This is a genomic window from Prevotella sp. oral taxon 376 (genome assembly GCF_003043945.1).
Lineage (GTDB): Bacteria > Bacteroidota > Bacteroidia > Bacteroidales > Bacteroidaceae > Prevotella.
The window spans coordinates 187,129-209,823 of record NZ_PYXG01000002.1; the positions used below are offsets into that span (position 1 = coordinate 187,129).

Here is a 22,695-nt window from a genome sequence, read left to right on the forward strand (position 1 = left end):
GTATATGAAAGGCCTTTCTTAATAACAAAAGAATGATAGGCTTTTCTTTTTATAAAGAAATTATTAAACGAGAAAAAATGAACGACAGGCTTTACATTTTTGATACGACATTGCGTGATGGCGAACAGGTTCCTGGCTGCCAACTAAATACGGTAGAAAAAATTCAGATTGCCAAACAACTGGAACAATTAGGTGTTGATGTCATCGAGGCAGGATTTCCCGTATCATCTCCCGGTGATTTTAATTCCATCGTTGAAATCAGCAAGGCTGTTACTTGGCCGACCATTTGCGCATTGACCCGTGCTGTGGAAAAAGATATAGACATTGCTGCGGAGTCGCTAAAATATGCAAAGCGAAAGCGTATACATACTGGGATTGGCACCAGCGACAGCCATATTAAGTACAAATTTAATTCTACCCGTGAAGAAATCATAGAGACAGCAGCTCGTGCCGTTAAATATGCCAAACGCTATGTAGAAGATGTAGAGTTTTACGCGGAAGATGCTGGCAGAACCGATGATGAATATCTCGCAAGGGTCATAGAGGCTGTCATTAAAGCGGGGGCCATCGTTGTCAATATTCCAGATACAACAGGGTATTGTCTACCCGAAGAGTATGGTGCTAAGATCAAGTATCTCATGGAACATGTGGACGGTATTGAAAAGGTACAGATATCCACACACTGCCACAATGACCTTGGCATGGCAACAGCCAATACGCTTCAAGGGATATTGAATGGGGCTCGTCAAGTAGAAGTAACCATTAATGGCATAGGAGAAAGGGCTGGTAACACATCGCTTGAAGAGATTGCTATGATTTTGAAATGCCATAAGGGAATCGGTATTGAAACCAACATCAACACTACGAAGATTTATCCTACATCGCGCATGGTGTCAAGTCTTATGAATATGCCTATACAGCCCAATAAGGCTATTGTCGGCAGGAATGCATTTGCCCATTCCTCTGGCATCCATCAAGACGGCGTTCTGAAAAATGCGCAGACATATGAGATTATGGATCCAAAGGATGTAGGCCTAGATGACAACGCGATTGTATTAACGGCCCGGAGTGGCCGAGCTGCCTTAAAATATCGCCTGCATGTAAATGGCATAGAGACTGCCTGGCCTTGGCCTGCAGCTCATAGAAGGCGTCTTCCCGAAATTTCGCCTTGTGTCCTCGTGCCTGTGGCATTCGCCGCATCCATTCCAGTTCCTTGCGATACAGGTTGTTGGCTCGCGCAATCTCGGCTCTCTGATTGTCAATGCGTTCTTGATGTCTCTTCAGGTAGTAGCTGTAGTTTCCCCGATAGGTATAGATGGTTTGATTGTCGAGTTCGAGTATCAGGTTGCATATCCGGTCGAGAAAGAATCGATCGTGGGTTACCATCAGAAGAGTTTTGCTTCCTCGCTTCAGGAAGCTTTCAAGCCATTCTATCATCACGAGGTCAAGATGGTTGGTGGGCTCGTCGAGGATCAACATGTCCGGCTCGGTGAGGAGAACATTGGCAAGAGCCACGCGCTTCTGCTGTCCACCGCTGAGCTGTCCCATGGGCTGATTGAGGTCGTCTATATGTAGCTGGGTCAGGATTTGTTTTGCCTTGAGCACCTGCTCCGGATTCCCCTGATGGTTGAAGCAGGCATCGAGTACGGAGTCTTCGGGGTCGAACGCTGGCGATTGTTCCAGATAGCCCACCCGAATGCCATTGCGATAAATGATGTCGCCGGAATCCCGGCTCTCCTTTCCGACGAGGATTGAGAGCAGCGTAGACTTCCCCGTGCCATTTCGCGCAATGAGCCCAACCTTCTGTCCTTCGGCAATAGAGAAGTTCAGATTGCGGAACAGCACTTGTGCGCCGAAGCTCTTACTTAGGTTCTGTACATCCAGATAGGGGGTCATGGCCATGGGCTTATAGGCTTAAAGCGTCTTGTTGATATCTTCTATATAGTCCAAGACTTCCTTGCGCCCTGTCTTCTTCTCGCTGCTCGAGATGAAGTAAGGGGGCAAAGTCTCCCAAGTATCCTTTAGGGTTTCCATCCATTTTTCCGCATATAGGCTGGCTTTGGTTATCGCCACCTTGTCGGCCTTGGTAAATATGATGGCGAAGGGGATTCCGCTAATTCCGAGCCAGTCAATGAATTCGCGATCCATCTTCATGGCTTCGTGCCGAATATCCACCAGCACAAAAACATTGACGAGCTGTTCCCGTTGCAGGATATAGCTGCGAATCATCAGGTCCAACTTCTCCTGCACGCTCTTGGAACGCTTGGCGTAGCCATAGCCTGGCAGGTCTACAAGATACCACTCATTATTGATGATAAAATGATTGATAAGCAGCGTCTTGCCCGGCGTGGAGCTGGTCTTCGCCAAACCTTTATGATTGCATAGCATATTGATAAGGCTCGACTTTCCCACATTACTTCTCCCGATAAAAGCATACTCGGGTTTAGTGTCCTTCGGGCACATGCTTACTCTCGGCGCAGAAATGACGAATTCCGACTTCTTTATTTCCATACATCTTTATTTTGCCTGCAAAGATAAGAAAAAATACGCTAATAACCGCAGGAGAACCAGAGTTTTAATACGGCTCGGAACTGTTATCGACGGAAAGAGAAAGGGATAAATAAACAAATATAGCGGTCGTCGCCAAACAATACTTGTCACTTGCGGCAACCCATACCTGTCTAATCAACAGTCCGGGAAATGGCAAGCAAGACATCCTCCCATGGTCCCCGCCAGACAAGGAGGTGGCATCTTGCAGGATTACAAACAGTGTGTAATCATAGTTTCAACAGCTGAAACTTCTTGTTTCAACGGCTGAAACTCCGAGTTTCAGTAACTGAAACTAAGAGCGTCGATGGCTGAAACATTTCCCCGGGACGACATGCAGAAAGGAGATTTGACACTTTCATGCCTGTCCATAATCGCATTCCTTGTTGCCTAAAAGACTTTTCTGCCGAACCACAACAGATGAACACGCCCAGCAGGACATTCCCAGGCTTTCCTGGCAAGGAGCTCATTGCATGAGAAACCTCAAGGTAAAAGGTTTTCTGCTTTCTTTCTAATTTCCCTCAAAAACTACATGTTTTTCATGCGTTATCCCGGGATTTTTGTATCTTTGCATGCAAAAGAGAATTCGAGCTTTGGCGAATGTTCCTTCGGGAATGGGCGACCGAAGTGGATAAAACTTGTTGATATGAAGGAAATTAATTGGGGATTCATCGGGTGCGGCGAAGTTACCGAGAAAAAATCAGGGCCGGCCTTCAATCTTGTCGACGGCTCGCATGTAATGGCCGTGATGAGCAGAAACCCCGACAATGCCGCATCCTATGCCGCACGACACCATATCAAGAAATGGTATACGGATGCCCAAGAACTCATTGACGACCCGGAAATCAATGCCATCTATATCGCGACGCCGCCATCGAGCCATGCCACCTTTGCCATCATGGCCATGCGTTCGGGCAAACCCGTCTATATAGAGAAGCCCCTTGCGGCAAGTTACGAGGACTGTGTGCGTATCAATCGCATCAGCGAACAAACCGGCGTGCCCTGCTTCGTGGCGTATTACCGGCGCTATCTGCCTTATTTCAGGAGGGTGAAAAGCATTGTAAACAATGGGGTTCTGGGAAATATCGTCAATGTGCAGATTCGTTTCTCCACTCCTCCGCGCGAACTCGACTACAATTCCAACGACCTTCCCTGGCGGCTGCAGCCTGACATTTCGGGGGGCGGATATTTCTATGATCTCGCCCCGCATCAGATAGATCTGCTTCAGGACATCTTCGGCGTAATTGTCAAGGCCCACGGATATACGGCCAACAGGGCCCATCTCTATCAGGCAGAAGACACCATCAGCGCCTGTTTCCGTTTCGAGAACGGGCTTGTAGGCTCTGGCTCATGGTGCTTTGTAGGACACAAAAGTGCCAGCGAAGACTGCGTTGAAATCATCGGCGACCGAGGCACGCTCTCTTTCTCGGTATACAACTACGACCCGATCAGGCTTGTTACCAGCGACGGCATTACAAATATTGTGGTCAAAAATCCTGACTATGTGCAGCTTCCTATTATCAAAAATGTGATAGAAGACCTGCAGGGCAGTGATATCTGTCGTAGTACAAGCGTAAGTGCTACTCCTACTAACTGGGTGATGGACCGCATCCTTGGTAAGATGTAACATGAGAAGGGCAGCGTTGATCATAGGTCTGGCCGTTCCGGCCGTCATGGCCGCGGCAGAGGCGGGCATCCTTACCCGGGACACGCTTCCTTGTCCGCCGGAAGGTGCAGTCGTGGCTTCTGTCCCCAAACAAGAGAAAAGGGGTATTGGCAATGCGCTTTACCAATTCGTGAAAAAGTTCAGCCAGCTGGACACTAATTATGTAGAGCCTCAGAAATACAACTTTGAGGTGATGCTGCAAAACACCAATACCTATGAGGCCTATGCACTATCTACTTCCAACGGGCAACATATCCGCTTTTCTCCGGATGTGAGCATGAAGCTGGGACCATATGTAGGGTGGAGGTGGATATTCCTCGGGTATACCATTGATTTCAGCCATCTCAGCGGCGGTGGCAACAAGCAGGACTTCAACATGAGTTTCTATAGTTCGCAAATCGGATTAGACCTGTTCTATCGCAAGACAGGAAGAGACTATAAGATCCGCGAGATGGACCTTGGAAAAGATATTGATACGAGTCCGCTAAAGAATGTCGACTTCGACGGAATAGAGGCGAGCATCAAAGGCTTTAATGTCTACTATATCTTCAATCATCGAAAGTTTTCCTATCCGGCAGCCTATAGCCAGAGCACTGTCCAGCGCAGAAGCGTCGGCTCGTTTCTTGCGGGATTCGGGTATACAACGCACAGTCTGAAAGTAGACTGGAAGAAATTAGGCCAAATTATAGAAGATCGCCTCGGCTCAACGCTTGCTGCCCAGGTGTTAGACAATACCTTGGCGCACGAGCGCATCCACTATGCAGATGTTTCCCTATCCGCCGGATATGCCTATAACTGGGTGTTTGCCTACAACTGGCTGTTTGATATGTCCCTGTCGGCTGCGCTGGCCTATAAGCATTCCACCGGCGACATGGAGCGCAGCCGGTTTAAGTTTCGTGATTTCAGTTTTGCCAACTTCAATCTTGACGGTGTCCTTCGCACAGGTATAATATGGAACAACGGCAAGTGGTATGCGGGCGCGAACGCTATTTTCCATTCTTATAATTATCGCAAGAGTCAGTTCTCGACGAACACATACTTTGGCAATATCAATATTTACATCGGATTCAATTTCGGAAAAAGGAAATAATCCTCGGAAGAGTTTAGTAAATTTATGAAACACGATATCGACAAACACTGTAGGCGAAACATCACAGGTCTGCTGCTGCTCATATTTTCCTCGTCTCTTTTCGGACAGATCCAATTTTCCAAACAGGATAGTATCCAGGTGGTAACGATGTTGCGGAAGGCTGACGCCTTGAAGAAAGACACCAACCTGATGCTCTATTTCGGACGGCAGCTCATAGGTGCGCCCTATGTGGCAAAGACCCTTGAGAAGAATCCGCGGGAAAGACTCGTGGTGAATCTGCGGCAATTTGACTGTACGACATTTGTGGAAAACACGCTCGCATTGACATTATGTGCCAGGAATCATCTGACTCGTTTTGAGGATTTTCTTACATTCTTGCGCCTTATTCGCTATCGTAACGGCGAAGTTACCTATGTCAACCGACTGCATTATTTCACGGAATGGATTGCGAATAACACACGCATGGGGTATGTAGAAGAAGTTTCAGAGCCCAATCCTCCCTTTACGAAAACTCAAAAGATTGTGATAAACTTTATGTCGACCCATGTTTCACTTTATCCCATGCTGGTCAAAAATCCATCTTGGATATCCGGCATTCAGAGTGTGGAACATGAACTGCAGGGCAGAGAGTTCCCATATATACCCAAAGAAGAGATCGCGAATACTGCCGTATTTCGTAACGCGATACATGATGGGGACATCATTGCAATCCTTACATCAAAGCCGGGTCTGGATACATCCCATATCGGGATAGCCGTGTGGCATGTGGACGGTCTCCATCTGCTCAATGCTTCACAAATCCACAAAAAGGTCGTTGAAGAACCAATGACACTTAATGCTTACATGAAAAGACATCCCTCACAGATGGGCATTCGCGTCATAAGGGTGAATCAGTTGCGGTAATAAGGCCCTTATCTTATCCCTATTATTTGTATCTTTGAACAAAGATTACATTTTTAATTAAAAACTTTGTTAAAATACTTGATATTTCCAAAATCTATACATACCTTTGTTACCAGTTTAGGGATAAACATATAAATCCGAAAAAACAACATTATAACATCATCATTAATATGTCGAAGTATAATATCACAGAGCTCAAAGAGAAAGAAGCCACTTACCGCACATTAGTCAGTCCCCGTTTGATGGATGAGTTAAAGGAAAAAATTCTGGAAGTCATCCTCATCCAAAAGAAATACAAAGATAAGGATTATTCTGCGAAACAGCTTGCAAAGGACCTTGGTACCAACACACGCTATATTTCGGCTGTGGTAAATGTAAAGTTCCACATGAACTATACCTCTTTCGTCAACAAATATCGCATAGAGGAAGCTATGGCCCTGTTGGTCGACAAGCGTTATCAGGATTTGAACATGGAGGAAATCTCCGATATGGTTGGATTCTCTAATCGTCAGTCTTTCTATGCCTCATTCTTTAAAGTAAATGGCTGTACACCCCGTGACTATAAGCTGAAGCACCTCTCACAGCATCCGGCTTTAGTGGAAAAGCCTAAGAAAAGAGGTCGCAGGCCGGGCTCAAAAAATAAAAAAACTACAGAAAGATAAAAAAAGATGCAAGATGATTTCAAATATTCGGACGAACGATTTGCCGATGTGCAATTGCTCCGCTATCGTCTGAACGGTTTTGAAAGTCTCTCTGTCAAGCAAAAGACTTTTGTCTATTATCTGGCTAAAGCCACATTGGCCGGTCGTGATATCACCACAGATCAATTTGGCAAATATAACCTCCGAATAAGAAAAATTCTGGAGGTTATATTTTGTGGATATAAGGGAAACCGAGAAACCAAGGATTTCAAGGCCTTAGAAATATATCTTAAAAGAGTATGGTTCTCCAACGGCATCTATCATCACTATGGGTGCGAGAAATTTACACCCGGATTTACGGAGGACTTTCTCCGAAAAGCCATATTGGGCATGCGGCCAGAGGAGTTGCCTCTGAGGGAGGGGGAGGATATTGATGACCTATGCAACGACCTGTTTCCTGTAATCTTTAATCCGCAGGTCTTGCCGAAACGCGTTAGCTTAGCCGATGGCGAGGATCTTGTGCTCACCTCTTCCTGCAATTTTTATGAGGGCGTAACACAAAAGGAAGTTGAAACTTTCTATGAAGAGAAAAGACTCGCATGGCCAGCTGCAAGGGAGATTCCGTCTTTCGGACTGAACTCTCGACTGGTGAAAAAAGATGGTGTTATAAAAGAAGAAGTATATACAACCGATGGTTGTTATGCCAAGGCTATTCAACAAATTGTTTACTGGTTGGAAAAAGCCGCGGATGTTTCAGAAAACGAACAGCAGAAAAAAGTTATCAAACTCTTGATCCAGTATTACCATTCCGGAAATCTACAGACCTTTGATGAATATTCCATTGAATGGCTCAAAGAACAGGAAGGGGAAATAGACTTCATCAACGGATTTGTCGAAGTATATGGAGATCCTTTAGGACTGAAAGGAACATGGGAAGGTCTCGTGGAATATAAGGATAAAGAAGCGACCAAACGCACTCACATTATCAGTGAGAATGCCCAATGGTTTGAAGACCACTCGCCCGTTAACAAGCGTTTTAAAAAGAACAAAGTAAAAGGCGTTACGGCAAAGGTTATTTGTGCTGCTATGCTTGGTGGAGACGAATATCCCTCTTCTGCCATTGGTATCAACTTACCGAACGCAGAATGGATTCGCACTCAATATGGAAGCAAAAGTGTAACGATTGGAAACCTCACTGAGGCTTACAACAAAGCTGCCTATGGCAATGGCTTTCGAGAGGAATTCGTAATCCCGGATACAGAAATACGAGATTGCATCAACCAATATAGTGATGTATGCAATGAACTACATACAGATCTTCACGAATGCGTGGGGCATGGTAGCGGACAGTTGCTTCCCCAGACAAGTCCGGACGCCCTAAAGGCATACGGAAGCACAATTGAGGAAGCCAGGGCAGACCTCTTCGGACTCTATTATCTTGCGGACGAGAAGTTAATGGAGTTGTGTCTTCTTCCAAATCCAGAAGCTTACAAGTCGCAATATTACACCTATATGATGAATGGACTGATGACACAATATGTTCGTATCAAGCCTGGCTTTCAAATCGAAGAAGCTCACATGCGCAATCGCTCCTTGATAGCACATTGGACTATGGACCTTGATAGGAAGAACATAGGAATCGTAACGCGGAATGGGAAGTCGTATGTACAAATCAAAGACTTCCAAGCTCTTCGCGCTATATTTGGCAAGGAGCTTGCCGAGATTCAGCGCATTAAAAGCGAAGGAGACTATAATGCGGCTCGTGAACTCGTAGAGAAGTATGGCGTTAAAGTAGATCCCCAACTCCACAAGGAGGTTTTGGCACGCTATAAAGCCCTTGACATTGCTCCTTTCAAGGGCTTCATCAATCCGGTTATGAGGCCTGTAATTGACAGTAAAGAGAATATTACTGACATAGAACTCGATTATACTGAAAGTTATGAGCATCAAATGCTGCGATACTCGAAAGAATATGGAATACTATGATTTCAGAAGAAACTAAAGAAAAGATAAAGAAGATAAAGCAGTCGTTTCGTTTGATCATGAATGGCCCTATTTCCCAGTCAATGCGTGAGAAAGGTATTAATTACAAGATTAATTGGGGCGTACCATTGATTGAACTTCAGAAAATGGCAGAAGAATACCCCAAAGACTATGAACTTGCCATAGAACTCTATAAAGAGGATATACGCGAATGTAAAATCCTTGCAACCCTACTCATGCCGCAAGAAAGAATGCTTCCGGAAATAACTGAGATATGGATGGAACAATGTCCTTCGCAGGAAATTGCCGAGATGCTTGCATTTAATCTCTTTCAGCATCTTGACTATGCATCAGTATTAGCATATCAATGGATGGCAAGTGATGATCCCTTTTCTCAAATTACCGCTTATCAAATATTGTCAAAGCTCTTCACGAAAGGACAAGAGCCTAACGAGCGCGGAATCAATGAATATCTCGATCAAGTTGCGGTTGCATTACAGAGTAGCAATGTGAGTGTCAGGCATGCTGCATACAACAGCTTGATGCGTTTTATCGACTTAGGCACAGAATATAAAGTTATCGCACGCAATGCCATGAAATCTCAAGGGTTTGATATTATTTAGATTTTTTAAAGATATCCATTTTCTAATATAAATAAAAATAGGTAACTTTGTATGCCTGTTTATTATATGTATAATGAAAAAGAGTTCCAAAGAAAAAGCTCAAAAGATTCTGGATAATTATCTTGAGACCAACAACCATCGGAAGACGCCTGAACGTTATGCTATTTTGGAGGCCGTTTATTCGATGAAAGGACACTTTTCATTAGATGCCTTAAGGGAAAAACTTGAGAAGAAACATTTCCCCGTGAGCCGGGCAACTCTCTATAATACCATAAAACTTTTCATCTATCTGCGCCTTGTCATTTGCCACCGTCTTGCAGATGGAACTAAGTATGAGGCGATAAACGACAAGGAAAACCATATCCACCAGATTTGTACGGTATGCGGACAAGTTACAGAATTGGAGGCTCCAAAGATTGTACATGCCATTGAGGATACCAAACTCCGCCGGTTCGCCCAGGAAGTATTCTCGCTTTACATTTATGGCGTTTGCTGCAGTTGTAAACAGAAAACAAGTAGATTATAAACACAAGAAATATGAATACAGGTAAAGTTGATGTCCTATTGGGGCTCCAATGGGGAGACGAAGGTAAAGGTAAAGTTGTAGATGTCCTTACTCCAAATTATGATGTTGTAGCTCGCTTTCAAGGAGGACCTAATGCTGGACACACCTTAGAATTTGAAGGACAGAAATATGTTCTTCGGTCTATTCCTTCCGGTATCTTTCAAGGAGACAAGATAAACATTATCGGCAACGGGGTGGTTCTTGCTCCAGACCTTTTCATGGAAGAAGTTATCGCATTGGAAAAGAGCGGACACGAATTAAAATCGCGTTTGCACATCTCAAAAAAGGCTCATCTTATAATGCCTACTCATCGCATCCTCGACCATGCCCAAGAAAAGTTAAAGGCAGAAAACAAGGTTGGGACTACAGGAAAGGGAATTGGTCCGGCTTACACCGACAAAGTCTCACGCAATGGATTACGAGTTGGTGATATTTTCGAAAACTTCGCAGAGAAGTATGATTTACATAAAAATCGACATATGCAAATGCTCAAGGCTATGGGTTGGACAGACTTCAACGGCTTTGAAGATGTTGAGCGGCACTGGTTTGAAGGCATTGCTTATCTACGAGAGTTTGTGATTGTTGATGCCGAGCACGAAATCAACCATTTGCTTCATGAAAACAAAAAGGTTCTTTGCGAAGGGGCCCAAGGCACCATGCTTGATGTTGATTTTGGTAGCTATCCATTTGTAACCTCATCAAATACGATTTGTGCAGGTGCTTGTACAGGACTTGGCATTGGCCCCAATAAGATTGGTGAGGTTTATGGCATCATGAAAGCCTATTGTACTCGTGTCGGCTCCGGGCCGTTTCCTACGGAACTTTTTGATGAAACGGGAGTTCAAATCCGTCAGATAGGCCATGAATACGGTGCCGTTACCGGGCGAGAGCGCCGTTGTGGCTGGATTGACCTTGTGCAGCTGAAGTATTCCATTATGATAGATGGCGTTACCCGGCTTATCATGATGAAGAGTGATGTCCTTGACAGTTTCGATACCATTAAGGCTTGTATAGCATATAAACTTGCGGATGGTTCTGAGACAACGGAATTCCCATATGATATATATGATGTTACTCCTATTTATAAAGAGTTCAAAGGATGGGAAACAGATATGACAAAGTTCACATCTGAAGATCAGTTCCCCGTACCATTCAAGGACTATATTAATTTCTTAGAAGACTACTTAGAGACACCTATCAAAATCATATCAATCGGTCCTGATCGCGAACAAACTATCATAAGGAAATAATGGCACAGAAACCGTCTATACCAAAAGGTACCAGAGACTTTGGCCCCATTGAGATGGCCAAGCGTAACTATATATTCAACACGATTAAAGAGGTTTATTCCCTCTACGGCTTTCAACAGATAGAAACTCCCGCAATGGAGACCCTCCAGACCCTTATGGGCAAGTATGGGGAGGAAGGGGACAAACTGCTTTTCAAGGTATTAAACTCTGGGGACTATTTGAATAAGATAAGCGACGAGGAACTTGCGACACGCAATGTTCTCCATTTGGCTTCTAAACTTTGTGAGAAGGGATTGAGATACGACCTGACAGTTCCCTTTGCCCGCTATGTGGTGATGCACCGCGATGAGTTGCAGTTGCCGTTCAAGCGCTATCAGATTCAGCCCGTCTGGCGTGCCGACCGTCCGCAAAAAGGACGGTATCGGGAATTCTATCAGTGCGACGCGGACATCGTGGGCTCGGCCTCCCTCCTCAACGAGGTTGAATTGATGCAGATTGTGGACACGGTCTTCAGTCGTTTTGGTATCAGGGTTCAGATAAAGATTAACGACCGCAAGATACTTTCCGGTATAGCAGAAGTGATTGATGAGGCTGACAAGATCGTAGATATTACCGTCGCCATCGACAAGCTCGACAAGATAGGGATAGAGAATGTAAACGAAGAACTCCGCAATAATGGCCTTAGCGAAAAGGCCATTGAGCAACTTCAGCCAATTATCTCTTTAAAGGGAACTAATGCCGAAAAGCTCGATACTATAAGCAAGGTGCTTGAAACCTCTGAGATTGGGTTAAAGGGTGTTGAGGAAATTCGTTTTATACTTGACACCCTAAAGATCACGGGCCTGAAGAACGAGATTCAGCTCGACCTTACTCTCGCACGAGGTTTGAACTATTACACGGGTGCTATATTTGAGGTAAAGGCCCTCGATGTGCCCATGGGAAGTATTACCGGCGGCGGCCGTTATGACAATCTTACGGGAATCTTCGGAATGCCAGGCTTGAGCGGTGTGGGCATCTCGTTCGGTGCAGACCGCATATACGATGTTCTTAATCTGCTCGACCTTTATCCGCAGGAAGCCGTGGACGCCACCCAGTTGCTCTTCATCAACTTTGGCGAGAAAGAAACAGCCTATTGCCTTCCTATTGTTGCTAAGATTCGGGAAGCCGATATCCGTACAGAGATCTATCCGGATAAGGCAAAAATGAAGAAGCAGATGAGTTATGCCAACGCGAAGCTGATACCCTTTGTAGCCCTTGCGGGCGATACGGAGATCGAAGCGGGCAAGATTACCTTGAAGAATATGCATACGGGAGAACAGAGAATGGTCTCCGTGGAAGAAGTGATTTCTATGATAAAAGGATAAATGTGGTCTATAACTGAACGGTCTCGGACAATCTTGCATCGCCTGGAATACAGGCACTGGCTCCGGCGTGGCTATCTTGTGGGGCGGCGGCATGCAGTGATATATAGATTCAAGGATACCTATCAATTTGTTGCCGAACATCAGAATGAGTGCGGCTATTTGAGTGAGGACGAGACGGTCTTCGTTCTCCCGAGAACCTTGGAGGGAGGGGAGTTCGTACAGACTCTAAAGAAAGCCCTTCAAAACTCCGGAGCTATAGACACACGAAGCATAGAATATGATCGCACGAAGTTCTTAAAAGCTCATCAAGCAAAGTCATATAGCGATTTCTATAGCCATTCCTGTGCCCTGTCTGTGAGCTGTGATGCTAAAAATAACACCATTTCCGTGTTATTCTGGAAGCCAGCTCAGGATAGGGGATTGGTACCTGTAGAGAGTAGCAAGCAGATATTTGACGCAAATAAGGACACCTCTTGGTTGCAAATCAAGGGGATTCTTGACGAAGGCTCTGAAACTCTGTGAACAGCCAACTTCCGTTCTTCGGAAAGCAAGAGGGACGAAGAACCATAAAGGGCTTCCATGTCGGCATATGCATGGAAGTCCTTCTTTTATTATAGAGAATTTCTAAAAAGAGCATTCTTGTCGTTTAAGAGAGTTTACTTGAAATAACGGTTATACAGCCCGATGAAGCCTGCGGCGTGGCGGGCCTCGTCCTTTGCCATTTCATGAATCGTGTCATGGGGTGCAGCCGACCCCTCTTTCTTGGCAAGCTTTGCGGCCTCGAGCTTCTCTGCACTCGTTCCTTTCTCTGCGGAAATACGAACCTTAAGGTTGCTCTTGGTGTCGTTCAGCACTTCTCGCTGCACTTCTGCATAGCGACTTGCATGGTTTAGCCTCCTCATAGGCATAGTGCTCAAAGACGCGTGCAACTTCCGGATAGCCCTCTCGGTCTACCTGGCGGGTCATGGCGAGATACATGCCGACCTCACCCCATTCACCCGAAAAGGTGTCCTTAGAGTGTTAAATGAGTTCGTCGCTGACCTTGTCCTTATAGGCAACCCCCAGTTCGTGTGCCGTCGTAAACTCCGGTTTGTCCTCAACGGCCATTTCCTTGAACTTGCTGGCAGGGGCTTTTCAAATCGGACATTGCCCGGGAGCCTTATCCCCCTCATAGATATAACCGCAGACGGTACAGATAAATCTCTTCTTCATAATGTTCTTGTATTGACTTGTTGAAATAGATTTCTTCGCGTTTCTTCTTGCCTACAGCTCTGCTTCTCGGCACTTTTTGCAAATGCCCTTGTAGTAGAGTTGGCTCTCATCGATGAGATTACCGTCAATCACATTATTAGAGGGCATCGGAGCTACTTCGTCAACAAGGTCGTATACCTTTCCGCAATGCTTGCAAAAGAAGTGCACATGGGGGGTGGTATCCCCGTCATAGCAGACACGATGATCGTCAATGGTAATCATCTGTGCAGCCTTATGCTCCGACAACATGCGCAAGGTCTTATATACGGTGGTTCTGCTTAGTGTTGGAATCTCACCGCGTAATGCCAGAAAGACTTCTTCCACTGTAGGATGGGTGTAATGGGTCAGCAAATAGTCCATGATGGCCAGCCGTTGTATCGACGGCCTTATACCATGCTCAATGAGAGCATTATATGCATGCGTGTCTGTTGATTTGATATTCATTTGTTACCTTTTACCTTATATTCCAATTACAAAGGTAGGTTATTTTTGTAATCTATACAAAAATAAGCCATCATTTTTTAATTCCTTTTTATAATTCCTATAAAACGGCAATAAAGCTATCTGCCTAAAATAGCTGCATATCCCACAAGCCGATCTGCTCTTTCCCCAATACCTCTATAATATATGAGGGCTTGGTATTCATTCCTGGTCTGATAGAAATTCCCCTCACTCTGAAGGGGGGCAGTAGTTCCGTCAGCCCTCAGGATGAGGTATTGATAAGAATAATAGCCCTGCTTGAGCAGCACGATTGCTTCATATTGCTGGCGCTCTTTATTCCAAAGCATTTCGTATTCCGGCGTAAACAGGTCGTAAGTCCACTTGCCGTTCAGATAAATCCTGTCAGCGATGTGCGGACACTTCAAGCGGAAATGGACAAGGAGATACTCCGACTCGGTGTCGTTTTCACGATTGTCGCTGTTGCGGATAAAGAAATCTCCTTTGGCCGCTTCATCGTAGACATAACTCGGTCGAGGCTCATCCGTCCATGTGTAGGCATGGTATTGGTGTCCGTCCCAGTCCATTTTCTCAAGTCCCATGGTGGTGTGATTGACATCCAGCATCTCAAACTTTCGATATTCGTTTCCTCCATCAAAGATATAGGCACGGCAGTGCTCCCAGCGAAGTCCATCATTCATCGTATACTGTGGGCTTACATTCACCTTGCAATTGTCCCAGCGGCCGTTCTGCAGAAGCACGGTTTTTATCTGCCGCGCCGGGTCTGAGACTTTCATCTCACCATAGTTGACTCTCATGGAAATCTGCTGATGGCGACCGTTTATATCTGCATCCGTGTTGGTCTGCATCCTCAAAGATACGCTCATCAAAGGCTCAAGCACCATGAAATACACCTTTGCCACAGGTCTTTCTCCATTGTCTTCGTCATAAATGGTAACTTCATAGTTTCCACTCATCTTCAAGCGGCATCTGTCGTTAGGCACCTGAAGGGTATAGTGGGTGTAAAGCGTATTCGTATTGAACGATTCCTTGAAGTCGTCAATGGTATTTCCTTCTGCAAAGCCCTCGCAGAAATCGCTTTGAAAGAGTTCCCGGCTTTCCGTCCAGTCAGCCTCACAATGCCTGACAGAATAGGTGAAACGATGGTGCTCATGGGTCATGTCGTCAAACGAGATGTTGACGGTCTCCCCATTGGAAATGCCGATGACGGGCAAGTCGCGCCATCGATTGCCGGCTACGACTTGAAGTGAACGGATGTTGTTCGCGAGAATCTGCTGGCGTTGTGCATTTATATTCAGGGCCAGCATGATGAAAGTGATTATGAGAAAAGTTTTCTTTTGCATCTCCTGCAAATATACAAAAAAATATCTTCATCCGCCTTCTTTCATCGCATATTTTAGGGTTTTCTATTTTAAATGCCGTTGACAGCTTTACAAAATCGGCGATATTGAACGACAATCTCGGCGATTTTGTGCGACGAAATCGCCGATTTTGTAGTGCTCAAGACGGCCATTTATAATATAAAGAAAGGCGAACACACCTGTTAAGATGTATCCGCCCTCACATTATAAAGTTGTTTTAGATTAGCCTTCAATAGCCGCAACGCCGGGGAGCACCTTGCCCTCAATGGCCTCGAGCATGGCGCCGCCGCCCGTGGAAACATAGCTTACCTTGTCTGCAAGTCCGAACTTGTTAACCGCGGCGACAGAGTCTCCGCCGCCAACGAGTGAATAGCAGCCATTCTCCTGAGTAGCCTGAGCCACAGTCTTGGCAATCTCGCCAGTACCCTTGGCAAAGTTCTCGAACTCAAACACGCCTACGGGACCATTCCAGAGAATTGTCTTTGAGTCGAGGATAATTTTTTTCCACTCGGCAATACTCTCTTCGGAAGCATCCATTCCTTCCCATTCGTCAGGAATATTATATATCGGGAAAACGCAACGCTCTGTATCGTTAGAAAACTCCTTGCCGCATACCGTGGCAATAGAAAGGCTCAAATTCACACCCTTCTCCTTGGCTGCCGCAATGACATTCAATGCCTCTGGCATGAGTTCATCTTCATGGAGCGATTTGCCGATGTGGCCACCCTGCGCCTTAATAAAGGTATATCCCATGCCGCCGCCGATGATGAGATTGTCTACTTTGTCGAGCAGATTTTTGATAACACCCAGCTTAGAGCTTACCTTTGAGCCGCCGATAATGGCAGTGAAAGGATGCTGCGCGTTTTTCAATACATTATCGATAGCAGTAACTTCTTTCTCCATCAAGAAGCCAAGCATCTTGTGATCCTGGTCGAAAGAATCGGCAATAACGGCAGTAGAAGCATGCTTGCGATGAGCCGTACCGAACGCATCATTTACATATACATCCGCATAGGAAGCCAACTTTGCGGCAAAGCTCTTCTGGCTTTCCTTCATGGCCTTCTTTGCCTCGTCATATTCGGGTGTGCCTTTTTCAACGCCTACAGGCTTGCCTTCTTCCTCCGGATAGAAACGGAGGTTCTCAAGAAGGAGGACTTCACCTGGTTTCAAGGCTGCAGCGAGCTCATCCGCATGAGCGCAGTCAGGGGCAAATTTAACCTCTACTCCAAGGGCGTCGCTTACATTCTTGACAATTTGTCCAAGCGAAAGTTCTGCCTTCACCTTGCCCTTCGGCTTACCCATATGGCTCATCATGATGAGTGAACCGCCATCAGCGAGCACCTTCTTCAAAGTAGGGAGGGCACCGCGGATGCGAGTGTCGTCAGTAACCTTGCCACTCTCATCCAATGGCACATTGAAGTCTACACGAACGATTGCCTTATGACCAGCAAAGTTGAATTGTTCAATTTTCATTTTTTGTATATTTTATATGTTAATCCTTTCTTGTTGCAAAGATACTACTTTTTCTTTAAACAAAATGCAGAGGGTATGAGTTTTTTCGTTTTTTATCACTACCTTTGTCCTTGAAATTCAAGGAAGATGAAAGATTCTGTAATTATAGTAAGTGGTGGGATGGATTCCATCACCATGCTTTATGAATATAAAGACCGTATCAAACTGGGTGTTTCCTTTGATTATGGAAGTAATCACAATGCCCGGGAAATCCCGTTTGCACAATTGCATTGCGAGAGGCTGGGCATCCGGCACATCGTCCTGAACCCCGGTTTCATGCGCTCGTACTTCAAAAGTTCACTTTTAGAGGGAGCAGCCGCTATTCCCGAGGGCAACTATGATGAAGACAACATGAAGTCGACGGTGGTTCCGTTTCGCAACGGGATCATGCTGAGCATTGCCGTCGGCATAGCAGAGAGCCATCATTTAAAGTATGTAATGATGGCCAATCATGGGGGCGACCATACCATCTATCCAGACTGTCGGCCGGAATTCGTGCGCGCCATGTCGGCCGCGGCCACGGCCGGCACCTTTGCCGGCATTGAACTCTGGGCGCCCTATACCGGCATTGCTAAGGCAGACATTGCCAGGCACGGCAAGGTTTTGGGCATTGATTACGCTGAAACTTGGAGCTGCTATAAGGGAGGTAAGCATCATTGCGGCAAATGCGGAACCTGCCTTGAGCGCAAGGAAGCGCTCAAGGATGCCGAGATCGAAGACAGGACCGTTTACGACGGCTAATGCAAGCCGTGATCAGGCATTCCCACATCAAAGACCTTCTTGCACATGGGAAGACCTTTGGCATCAGATTCGGAATCATCCAAACAGAGCCCTGAGGGCTTCTTCGACTTTCCGCACAGGATGCAATTCTATCTTATATTTATGCGGATTGAATGCCTTGAGGTTATAGGCGGGGAGTAGAAGGTGCACAAATCCCAGTTTTTCAGCTTCAGCCACCCGTTGTTCAACGCGGTTTACCGGACGGACTTCTCCGCTCAGTCCCACCTCGCCACACATACACCAGCCTGCCTCTATGGCCGTATCCACATTGCTGGAAAGTACCGCGGCAATGACGCTCAGATCCATTGCCATGTCTGTAACGCGCAGTCCACCGGCAATATTAAGGAACACATCCTTCTGCATCAGCTTGAAACCTACGCGCTTTTCGAGAACGGCAAGGAGCATATTCAACCTCCGCTGGTCGAATCCCGTGGCTGATCGCTGAGGTGTTCCATAAGCGGCGCTTGACACCAAGGCCTGGGTTTCAACGAGAAATGGCCGCCCCCCTTCAATCGCGGAACTGATGGCTATACCTGAAAGGCCTTCATGGTCTTCGGAAAGAAGTAGTTCCGAAGGATTTGATACTTGGCGGAGTCCGGTCTGCTCCATTTCATAAATTCCCAATTCTGATGTACTTCCGAATCGGTTCTTGATACTGCGAAGAATGCGATACATGTGGTGTTGGTCGCCTTCAAACTGAATCACCGTATCTACGATATGTTCAAGTATCTTCGGGCCGGCTATGGTTCCCTCTTTGTTAATATGTCCGATAAGGATAACAGGAATACCGCTTGACTTTGCAAAACGAAGTAGGGCCGCCGCACATTCACGCACCTGGACTATACTTCCGGGACTTGAGTCTACCTGCTCTGTCGCTATGGTCTGGATAGAATCTATGACTACAAGCTGTGGCTTCACATCCTTAATGTGGCCGAAGATGTTTTCGAGCGATGTCTCGCATAAGACAATGATATTGTCCATGGCACCTTTTCTGCCATTGATTCGTTCAGCCCGCATCTTAATTTGATGCGCGCTCTCTTCTCCCGAGACATAGAGCACCCGGGTGTCTTTCATGTTCAGGATTGTCTGGAGGGTGAGAGTTGACTTTCCAATGCCCGGTTCTCCTCCTAAGAGAACGATGCTTCCGGGCACAAGCCCTCCTCCTAATACCCGGTTTAACTCCACATCCCGCATATCCAAGCGGGGTTCGTCTTCAGCAGAGATTTCTTTTAGGAACACAGGCACAGCCCCCTCCCTAATCGCGTTTCTATGCTCATTGATGGTCAAGGCTGCTGACTTTGCCGCCAAAGAGCCGGACTCTGAGGCAATGCGAATCTCCTTAAAGGTGTTCCACTGTCCGCAATTCGGGCATTTTCCTATCCATTTGGGGGATTCTTGACCGCAATTTGAGCAGACATAAGCAGTCTTGTCTTTTGCCATGTGTATTTATTTTTTCGTTTCTACAAAAATACAAATTATTTTCTTAGTATCAAAATTAATTGCTAAATTTGCACTTATTATAGAAGTCAGAACATGAAGAGACTTGTCATATATATTTGCGCCCTGATCTTTTTGATATCGTGTGGACAATCATATGAGGAGAAACAGGCTGTTTCAAGAGCCGAAAGAGCTCGCTTGAAGAGGCTGGATTCTTTGGCGTTGAAGGTTGCGGTCCTGCCGACACTCGACTGCCTGCCTGTTTATTTGGCAAAAGTGCATAATCTCTTCGACACCACCAAGGTGGATGTACACCTCCGCATGTGGAATGCGCAAATGGATGCAGATGCAGCTTTAATAAATGGCAGTATAGAAGGAGCCATTACTGACATAAAAAGGGTGGAGAAGATGGAGAGCAGGGGAGTCGAGTTTGAGATTCTGGGGCATACCAATGCCTACTGGCAATTGATAGCAAACCATACGGCCCGGATCAAACATGTAAAGCAGTTAGGCGACAAGATGGTTGCCATGACCCGTTATTCGGCAACCGATTATCTTACCGAGAAAGCACTTGAGGGCGTTAAGACTACCGCATCCGTCTTCCGAGTCCAAATCAATGATGTTACCGTCAGGCTCCATATGTTGCTCAACAACGAGATGGATGCCATGTGGCTTACAGAACCTCAGGCTACCACGGCACGCCTTTATAAGAATCCGGTATTAAAGGACAGCCGCGAAATGAAGGAGACATTAGGGGTCGTAGCCTTTCGCTCCCGCATACTTACGGACGAAAGAAGACGACAACAGGTGTGCAATTTCGTGAAAGGATATAATGACGCGTGTGATTCCATAAACAAGTATGGAATAAAACATTACGCGGATTTAGTAAAGACTTACTGCAAAACTGACGGGAAAACTTTGAAAGCATTGCCGGCACTAAAATATATCCACCTATCGGATGCCGTAATAAAGAGCGGCAGGAAGGCAAACCAATAACAATATCAACGAGCCGAGGAGGCAATAAGAAAGAGAGCCCAAAGCGGCCAACAATAAACTATGAATATAAAACTTAAGGATAACCTCAGAGCGTATCTCCATGCAAATTATCGTTGCAATGATCTCATCAGAATTATCATGCAACTCTCGGAAGAGGAACATATCCATGACATCCATCATCGGATAGAGCGCGTCTCGGAAGACTACAGGCGCATGTTAGACTTCATGCGTAAGGGGTATCAGGATCCTGAGCGCGGCATATTATACCATAAACTCTTCGTGAAAGCGACGAATATAGGGCTTGACCTCTATAAGCGGCTTGACATGCAGGCGCGCCCCTCCTTTCTTAGAGCCCAGAGCCGTACTGCCAATAACGACTTCTCACATGAGGCAATCCGGTCGGTCATGGAGGACATGGTTACTGGCATTGCCATGCTGAGTCTTGAGTCGGAAGAGCTAAAACAGCAGAAGCAAGCCGAGATCTTCGATACGCATCAAAAGAAAATGAGCAGGATCTTTGATCACATTCTTGTTTCTGACGGATGGACAGAAGCAGATTCCCAATTCTATACCGAACTCATCTTGTCGCCGACCATAGAGTCGAATGATGCCCAGACTCTCGCAAGTGCAATAAGTCTTAGCGGTTCGCAATATTTCGATTTCCAGAAAAACAAGTCTTTGGCAGATATTTATCTGAAAACAACCGATAAGCATGTCCGGCAAAGAGCGTTAGTAGGGTGGGTTTTCTCATTGGATGACGGCTTTCCGGCCTATGAACAAGAACTGAAAGCGTTGTGTGAAACAGTTTGTAAATCAGAATCTAACATCCAAGATCTATTCGAACTCCAGAAGCAATTCTATTATTGTAACAATACACAGATTGACAGCAACCGCATTCAAAATGAGATTATGGGAGATCTTATGAGAAACCCGAATCTCAAGTTTACACGGTTCGGCATAGAAGAAAAAGAGGATTCTCTGAACGATATCCTACATCCAGATGCTTCCGAGAAGGCCATGGAAGAGGTGGAAGATGCCATGAGGAAACTTACCGACATGCAGAAGCAAGGCATGGACATATATTTCGGCGGCTTCAGTCATATGAAACGCTATGCTTTCTTCTACGACCTGAGTAACTGGTTCGTGCCTTTTTATATAGACCATCCCGACCTAAAGCGGGCCAATACGAAATTACAGAATATATCATTCATGAAAAACCTTCTCGAGAAAGGACCGTTCTGTGATAGCGACAAATATTCTTTTGCACTGGCTCTCTCTTCCACAATTGACATGATTCCCGATAATGTCAAGGAAATGCTGAATAATCCAGATGCGACCTTTGGTGGCGTAGCAGTTGACAATACGGAATCTCCTGCATACATCCGGAGAATGTATCTGCAGGATTTTTACAGGTTCTTCAATCTCTATACAGATAATCGAGATTTCAGAAACAGCCTCTACAGCCCAAATGGAGAAACTCGGGAGTTTATGTGTAGCAGATTATTTCAGGCTACAGAACTCCCCAAATACAGCTTAGAAATGATTTCCTTTCTAAGAAAAAACTTCAGGCCCAAAGAAAGTGTACTTTATGATTTTGCTCATGCATACCCCAATAAACAAGAGGCAGGATACTTCATTGCAATGGGACTTCTCGCTTCTAATAATTCTTGGGGGAATTCATCATCTTACTTCCGAAATGCATTAGAGCTTGAGCCGGAAAACGAACAAGCCATCAAAGGTCTTGCCCGTACGGAACTCAGGGATGGAAATGCAGAAGAGTCAGCAGCTCTTTATGCAAAACTAATGCTGCTTCATCCTGAAAGAAAATCATATCAGATCAATTATTCCTTGGCACTCGTTAAAACTGGAAATTATGATTTGGCCCTGAATACCCTCTATCGATTAAATTTAGAGAATCCAGATGACGAAAATGTAAGCCGTGCTTTAGGGTGGGGACTACTGTGCAAAGGAAATGCACAGCAAGCCTATGCTATTTATAAAGGCCTGATAGAGAAAGGCAACACCATCATAGATGACTATCTGAATATGGGCTATGCCGCATGGGGACAACACAATATAAAAGAAGCAGCCGGACTGTTTAAAAAGTATAGTGATGATCCCCGGAGCGGAATGGATAACGAGTCTTTACTCACACAGGCATTTGATGAAGATGAGCAAATCCTTTCGACTTACAATATAGACAAAACAGAGAGATTCTTAATGATAGAGATCGCAACTCAAGCATAATCATTAAAGGCTGCTCCGAT

General features: G+C 45.6%; 18 protein-coding genes and 3 pseudogenes. 14 read left to right on the plus strand and 7 right to left on the minus strand.

Features of this window, described 5'->3' with window-relative positions; translation table 11 throughout:
• Window positions 1-77: 77 nt before the first annotated feature.
• Window positions 78-1,115: pseudogene (locus tag C7120_RS10285) on the plus strand (2-isopropylmalate synthase); the annotation flags it as partial.
• Here C7120_RS10285 and C7120_RS10290 read toward each other — a convergent pair.
• Window positions 1,111-1,902, minus strand: a pseudogene (locus C7120_RS10290) (ABC-F family ATP-binding cassette domain-containing protein); the annotation flags it as partial. The pseudogenes C7120_RS10285 and C7120_RS10290 sit on opposite strands and share 5 nt — an antisense overlap.
• Window positions 1,903-1,914: 12 nt before the next feature.
• Complete coding sequence (gene yihA, locus C7120_RS10295; RefSeq protein WP_107621599.1) at window positions 1,915-2,511, minus strand: ribosome biogenesis GTP-binding protein YihA/YsxC; 597 nt, start codon at window positions 2,509-2,511, stop codon at window positions 1,915-1,917.
• Between the two features lie 682 nt (window positions 2,512-3,193).
• Between yihA and C7120_RS10300 the strand changes: the two genes are divergently transcribed.
• The 10 genes from C7120_RS10300 (at window position 3,194) to C7120_RS10345 (ending at window position 13,154) form a co-directional block, all read left to right on the plus strand.
• Complete coding sequence (locus C7120_RS10300) at window positions 3,194-4,174, plus strand: Gfo/Idh/MocA family protein (protein WP_107621929.1); 981 nt, start codon at window positions 3,194-3,196, stop codon at window positions 4,172-4,174.
• A gap of 1 nt (window position 4,175) precedes the next feature.
• Entirely contained in the window at window positions 4,176-5,303 is a 1,128-nt protein-coding gene (locus C7120_RS10305; RefSeq protein ID WP_233247088.1) for a DUF4421 domain-containing protein, read from the plus strand.
• Window positions 5,304-5,327: 24 nt separating this feature from the next.
• Complete coding sequence (locus C7120_RS10310) at window positions 5,328-6,206, plus strand: N-acetylmuramoyl-L-alanine amidase-like domain-containing protein (RefSeq protein ID WP_107621600.1); 879 nt, start codon at window positions 5,328-5,330, stop codon at window positions 6,204-6,206.
• Window positions 6,207-6,376: 170 nt separating this feature from the next.
• Entirely contained in the window at window positions 6,377-6,868 is a 492-nt protein-coding gene (locus tag C7120_RS10315; protein WP_107621601.1) for an AraC family transcriptional regulator, read from the plus strand.
• A 6-nt stretch (window positions 6,869-6,874) separates the two neighbouring features.
• The gene (locus tag C7120_RS10320) at window positions 6,875-8,833 is read left to right on the plus strand and encodes a dihydrofolate reductase (RefSeq protein WP_107621602.1); all 1,959 of its coding nucleotides are present in this window, start codon (window positions 6,875-6,877) and stop codon (window positions 8,831-8,833) included.
• Window positions 8,830-9,453 (plus strand): DNA alkylation repair protein, encoded by a 624-nt coding sequence (locus tag C7120_RS10325; protein ID WP_107621603.1) that lies wholly within the window; start codon window positions 8,830-8,832, stop codon window positions 9,451-9,453. Before C7120_RS10320 ends, C7120_RS10325 begins: the two co-directional genes overlap by 4 nt.
• A gap of 73 nt (window positions 9,454-9,526) precedes the next feature.
• Window positions 9,527-9,979, plus strand: coding sequence for a Fur family transcriptional regulator (locus tag C7120_RS10330; RefSeq protein WP_107621604.1), 453 nt, complete (start codon window positions 9,527-9,529; stop codon window positions 9,977-9,979).
• An 11-nt stretch (window positions 9,980-9,990) separates the two neighbouring features.
• Window positions 9,991-11,268, plus strand: coding sequence for an adenylosuccinate synthase (locus tag C7120_RS10335; protein WP_107621605.1), 1,278 nt, complete (start codon window positions 9,991-9,993; stop codon window positions 11,266-11,268).
• Complete coding sequence (hisS, locus tag C7120_RS10340) at window positions 11,268-12,632, plus strand: histidine--tRNA ligase (RefSeq protein ID WP_107621606.1); 1,365 nt, start codon at window positions 11,268-11,270, stop codon at window positions 12,630-12,632. Before C7120_RS10335 ends, hisS begins: the two co-directional genes overlap by 1 nt.
• Window positions 12,633-13,154, plus strand: coding sequence for a hypothetical protein (locus C7120_RS10345; protein ID WP_107621607.1), 522 nt, complete (start codon window positions 12,633-12,635; stop codon window positions 13,152-13,154).
• 134 nt (window positions 13,155-13,288) lie between these two features.
• On the opposite strand, the pseudogene C7120_RS10350 reads toward C7120_RS10345, so the two are convergent.
• The 4 genes and pseudogenes from C7120_RS10350 to pgk form a co-directional block, all read right to left on the minus strand.
• Window positions 13,289-13,844 (minus strand): annotated as a pseudogene (locus tag C7120_RS10350) (NADH peroxidase).
• Window positions 13,845-13,895: 51 nt separating this feature from the next.
• Window positions 13,896-14,327 carry a Fur family transcriptional regulator gene (locus C7120_RS10355; protein ID WP_107621608.1) on the minus strand — a complete coding sequence of 144 codons (432 nt, stop codon included), beginning with the start codon at window positions 14,325-14,327 and terminating at the stop codon, window positions 13,896-13,898.
• Window positions 14,328-14,443: 116 nt separating this feature from the next.
• On the minus strand, window positions 14,444-15,685 hold the full coding sequence (locus tag C7120_RS10360; protein ID WP_107621609.1) for a DUF5103 domain-containing protein: 1,242 nt from the start codon (window positions 15,683-15,685) through the stop codon (window positions 14,444-14,446).
• Between the two features lie 240 nt (window positions 15,686-15,925).
• A complete protein-coding gene (pgk, locus tag C7120_RS10365) occupies window positions 15,926-17,176 on the minus strand; it encodes a phosphoglycerate kinase (RefSeq protein WP_107621610.1) in 1,251 nt (416 codons plus the stop codon).
• A gap of 126 nt (window positions 17,177-17,302) precedes the next feature.
• Here pgk and queC point away from each other — a divergent pair, with 126 nt between their 5' ends.
• Window positions 17,303-17,956 (plus strand): 7-cyano-7-deazaguanine synthase QueC, encoded by a 654-nt coding sequence (gene queC, locus C7120_RS10370; protein ID WP_107621611.1) that lies wholly within the window; start codon window positions 17,303-17,305, stop codon window positions 17,954-17,956.
• Window positions 17,957-18,031: 75 nt separating this feature from the next.
• Here queC and radA read toward each other — a convergent pair whose 3' ends face one another.
• Entirely contained in the window at window positions 18,032-19,435 is a 1,404-nt protein-coding gene (radA, locus tag C7120_RS10375) for a DNA repair protein RadA (RefSeq protein ID WP_107621612.1), read from the minus strand.
• 195 nt (window positions 19,436-19,630) lie between these two features.
• On the opposite strand from radA, the gene C7120_RS10380 reads away from it, so the two are divergent.
• The gene (locus C7120_RS10380) at window positions 19,631-20,428 is read left to right on the plus strand and encodes an ABC transporter substrate-binding protein (protein ID WP_369916873.1); all 798 of its coding nucleotides are present in this window, start codon (window positions 19,631-19,633) and stop codon (window positions 20,426-20,428) included.
• A 60-nt stretch (window positions 20,429-20,488) separates the two neighbouring features.
• On the plus strand, window positions 20,489-22,675 hold the full coding sequence (locus tag C7120_RS10385) for a lipopolysaccharide assembly protein LapB (RefSeq protein ID WP_146154258.1): 2,187 nt from the start codon (window positions 20,489-20,491) through the stop codon (window positions 22,673-22,675).
• Window positions 22,676-22,695 lie beyond the last annotated feature (20 nt).

Bases quoted from the DNA above. Each gene is read 5' to 3' on its own strand.
- C7120_RS10300 (WP_107621929.1), top strand. From the start codon at position 3,194: ATGAAGGAAATTAATTGGGGATTCATCGGGTGCGGCGAAGTTACCGAG.
- C7120_RS10330 (WP_107621604.1), top strand. From the start codon at position 9,527: ATGAAAAAGAGTTCCAAAGAAAAAGCTCAAAAGATTCTGGATAATTAT.
- C7120_RS10345 (WP_107621607.1), top strand. From the start codon at position 12,633: ATGTGGTCTATAACTGAACGGTCTCGGACAATCTTGCATCGCCTGGAA.
- C7120_RS10360 (WP_107621609.1), bottom strand. From the start codon at position 15,685: ATGCAAAAGAAAACTTTTCTCATAATCACTTTCATCATGCTGGCCCTG.
- C7120_RS10355 (WP_107621608.1), bottom strand. From the start codon at position 14,327: ATGAATATCAAATCAACAGACACGCATGCATATAATGCTCTCATTGAG.
- C7120_RS10325 (WP_107621603.1), top strand. From the start codon at position 8,830: ATGATTTCAGAAGAAACTAAAGAAAAGATAAAGAAGATAAAGCAGTCG.
- pgk (WP_107621610.1), bottom strand. From the start codon at position 17,176: ATGAAAATTGAACAATTCAACTTTGCTGGTCATAAGGCAATCGTTCGT.
- C7120_RS10310 (WP_107621600.1), top strand. From the start codon at position 5,328: ATGAAACACGATATCGACAAACACTGTAGGCGAAACATCACAGGTCTG.
- C7120_RS10315 (WP_107621601.1), top strand. From the start codon at position 6,377: ATGTCGAAGTATAATATCACAGAGCTCAAAGAGAAAGAAGCCACTTAC.
- queC (WP_107621611.1), top strand. From the start codon at position 17,303: ATGAAAGATTCTGTAATTATAGTAAGTGGTGGGATGGATTCCATCACC.
- C7120_RS10385 (WP_146154258.1), top strand. From the start codon at position 20,489: ATGAATATAAAACTTAAGGATAACCTCAGAGCGTATCTCCATGCAAAT.
- C7120_RS10335 (WP_107621605.1), top strand. From the start codon at position 9,991: ATGAATACAGGTAAAGTTGATGTCCTATTGGGGCTCCAATGGGGAGAC.
- C7120_RS10305 (WP_233247088.1), top strand. From the start codon at position 4,176: ATGAGAAGGGCAGCGTTGATCATAGGTCTGGCCGTTCCGGCCGTCATG.
- radA (WP_107621612.1), bottom strand. From the start codon at position 19,435: ATGGCAAAAGACAAGACTGCTTATGTCTGCTCAAATTGCGGTCAAGAA.
- yihA (WP_107621599.1), bottom strand. From the start codon at position 2,511: ATGGAAATAAAGAAGTCGGAATTCGTCATTTCTGCGCCGAGAGTAAGC.
- C7120_RS10320 (WP_107621602.1), top strand. From the start codon at position 6,875: ATGCAAGATGATTTCAAATATTCGGACGAACGATTTGCCGATGTGCAA.
- hisS (WP_107621606.1), top strand. From the start codon at position 11,268: ATGGCACAGAAACCGTCTATACCAAAAGGTACCAGAGACTTTGGCCCC.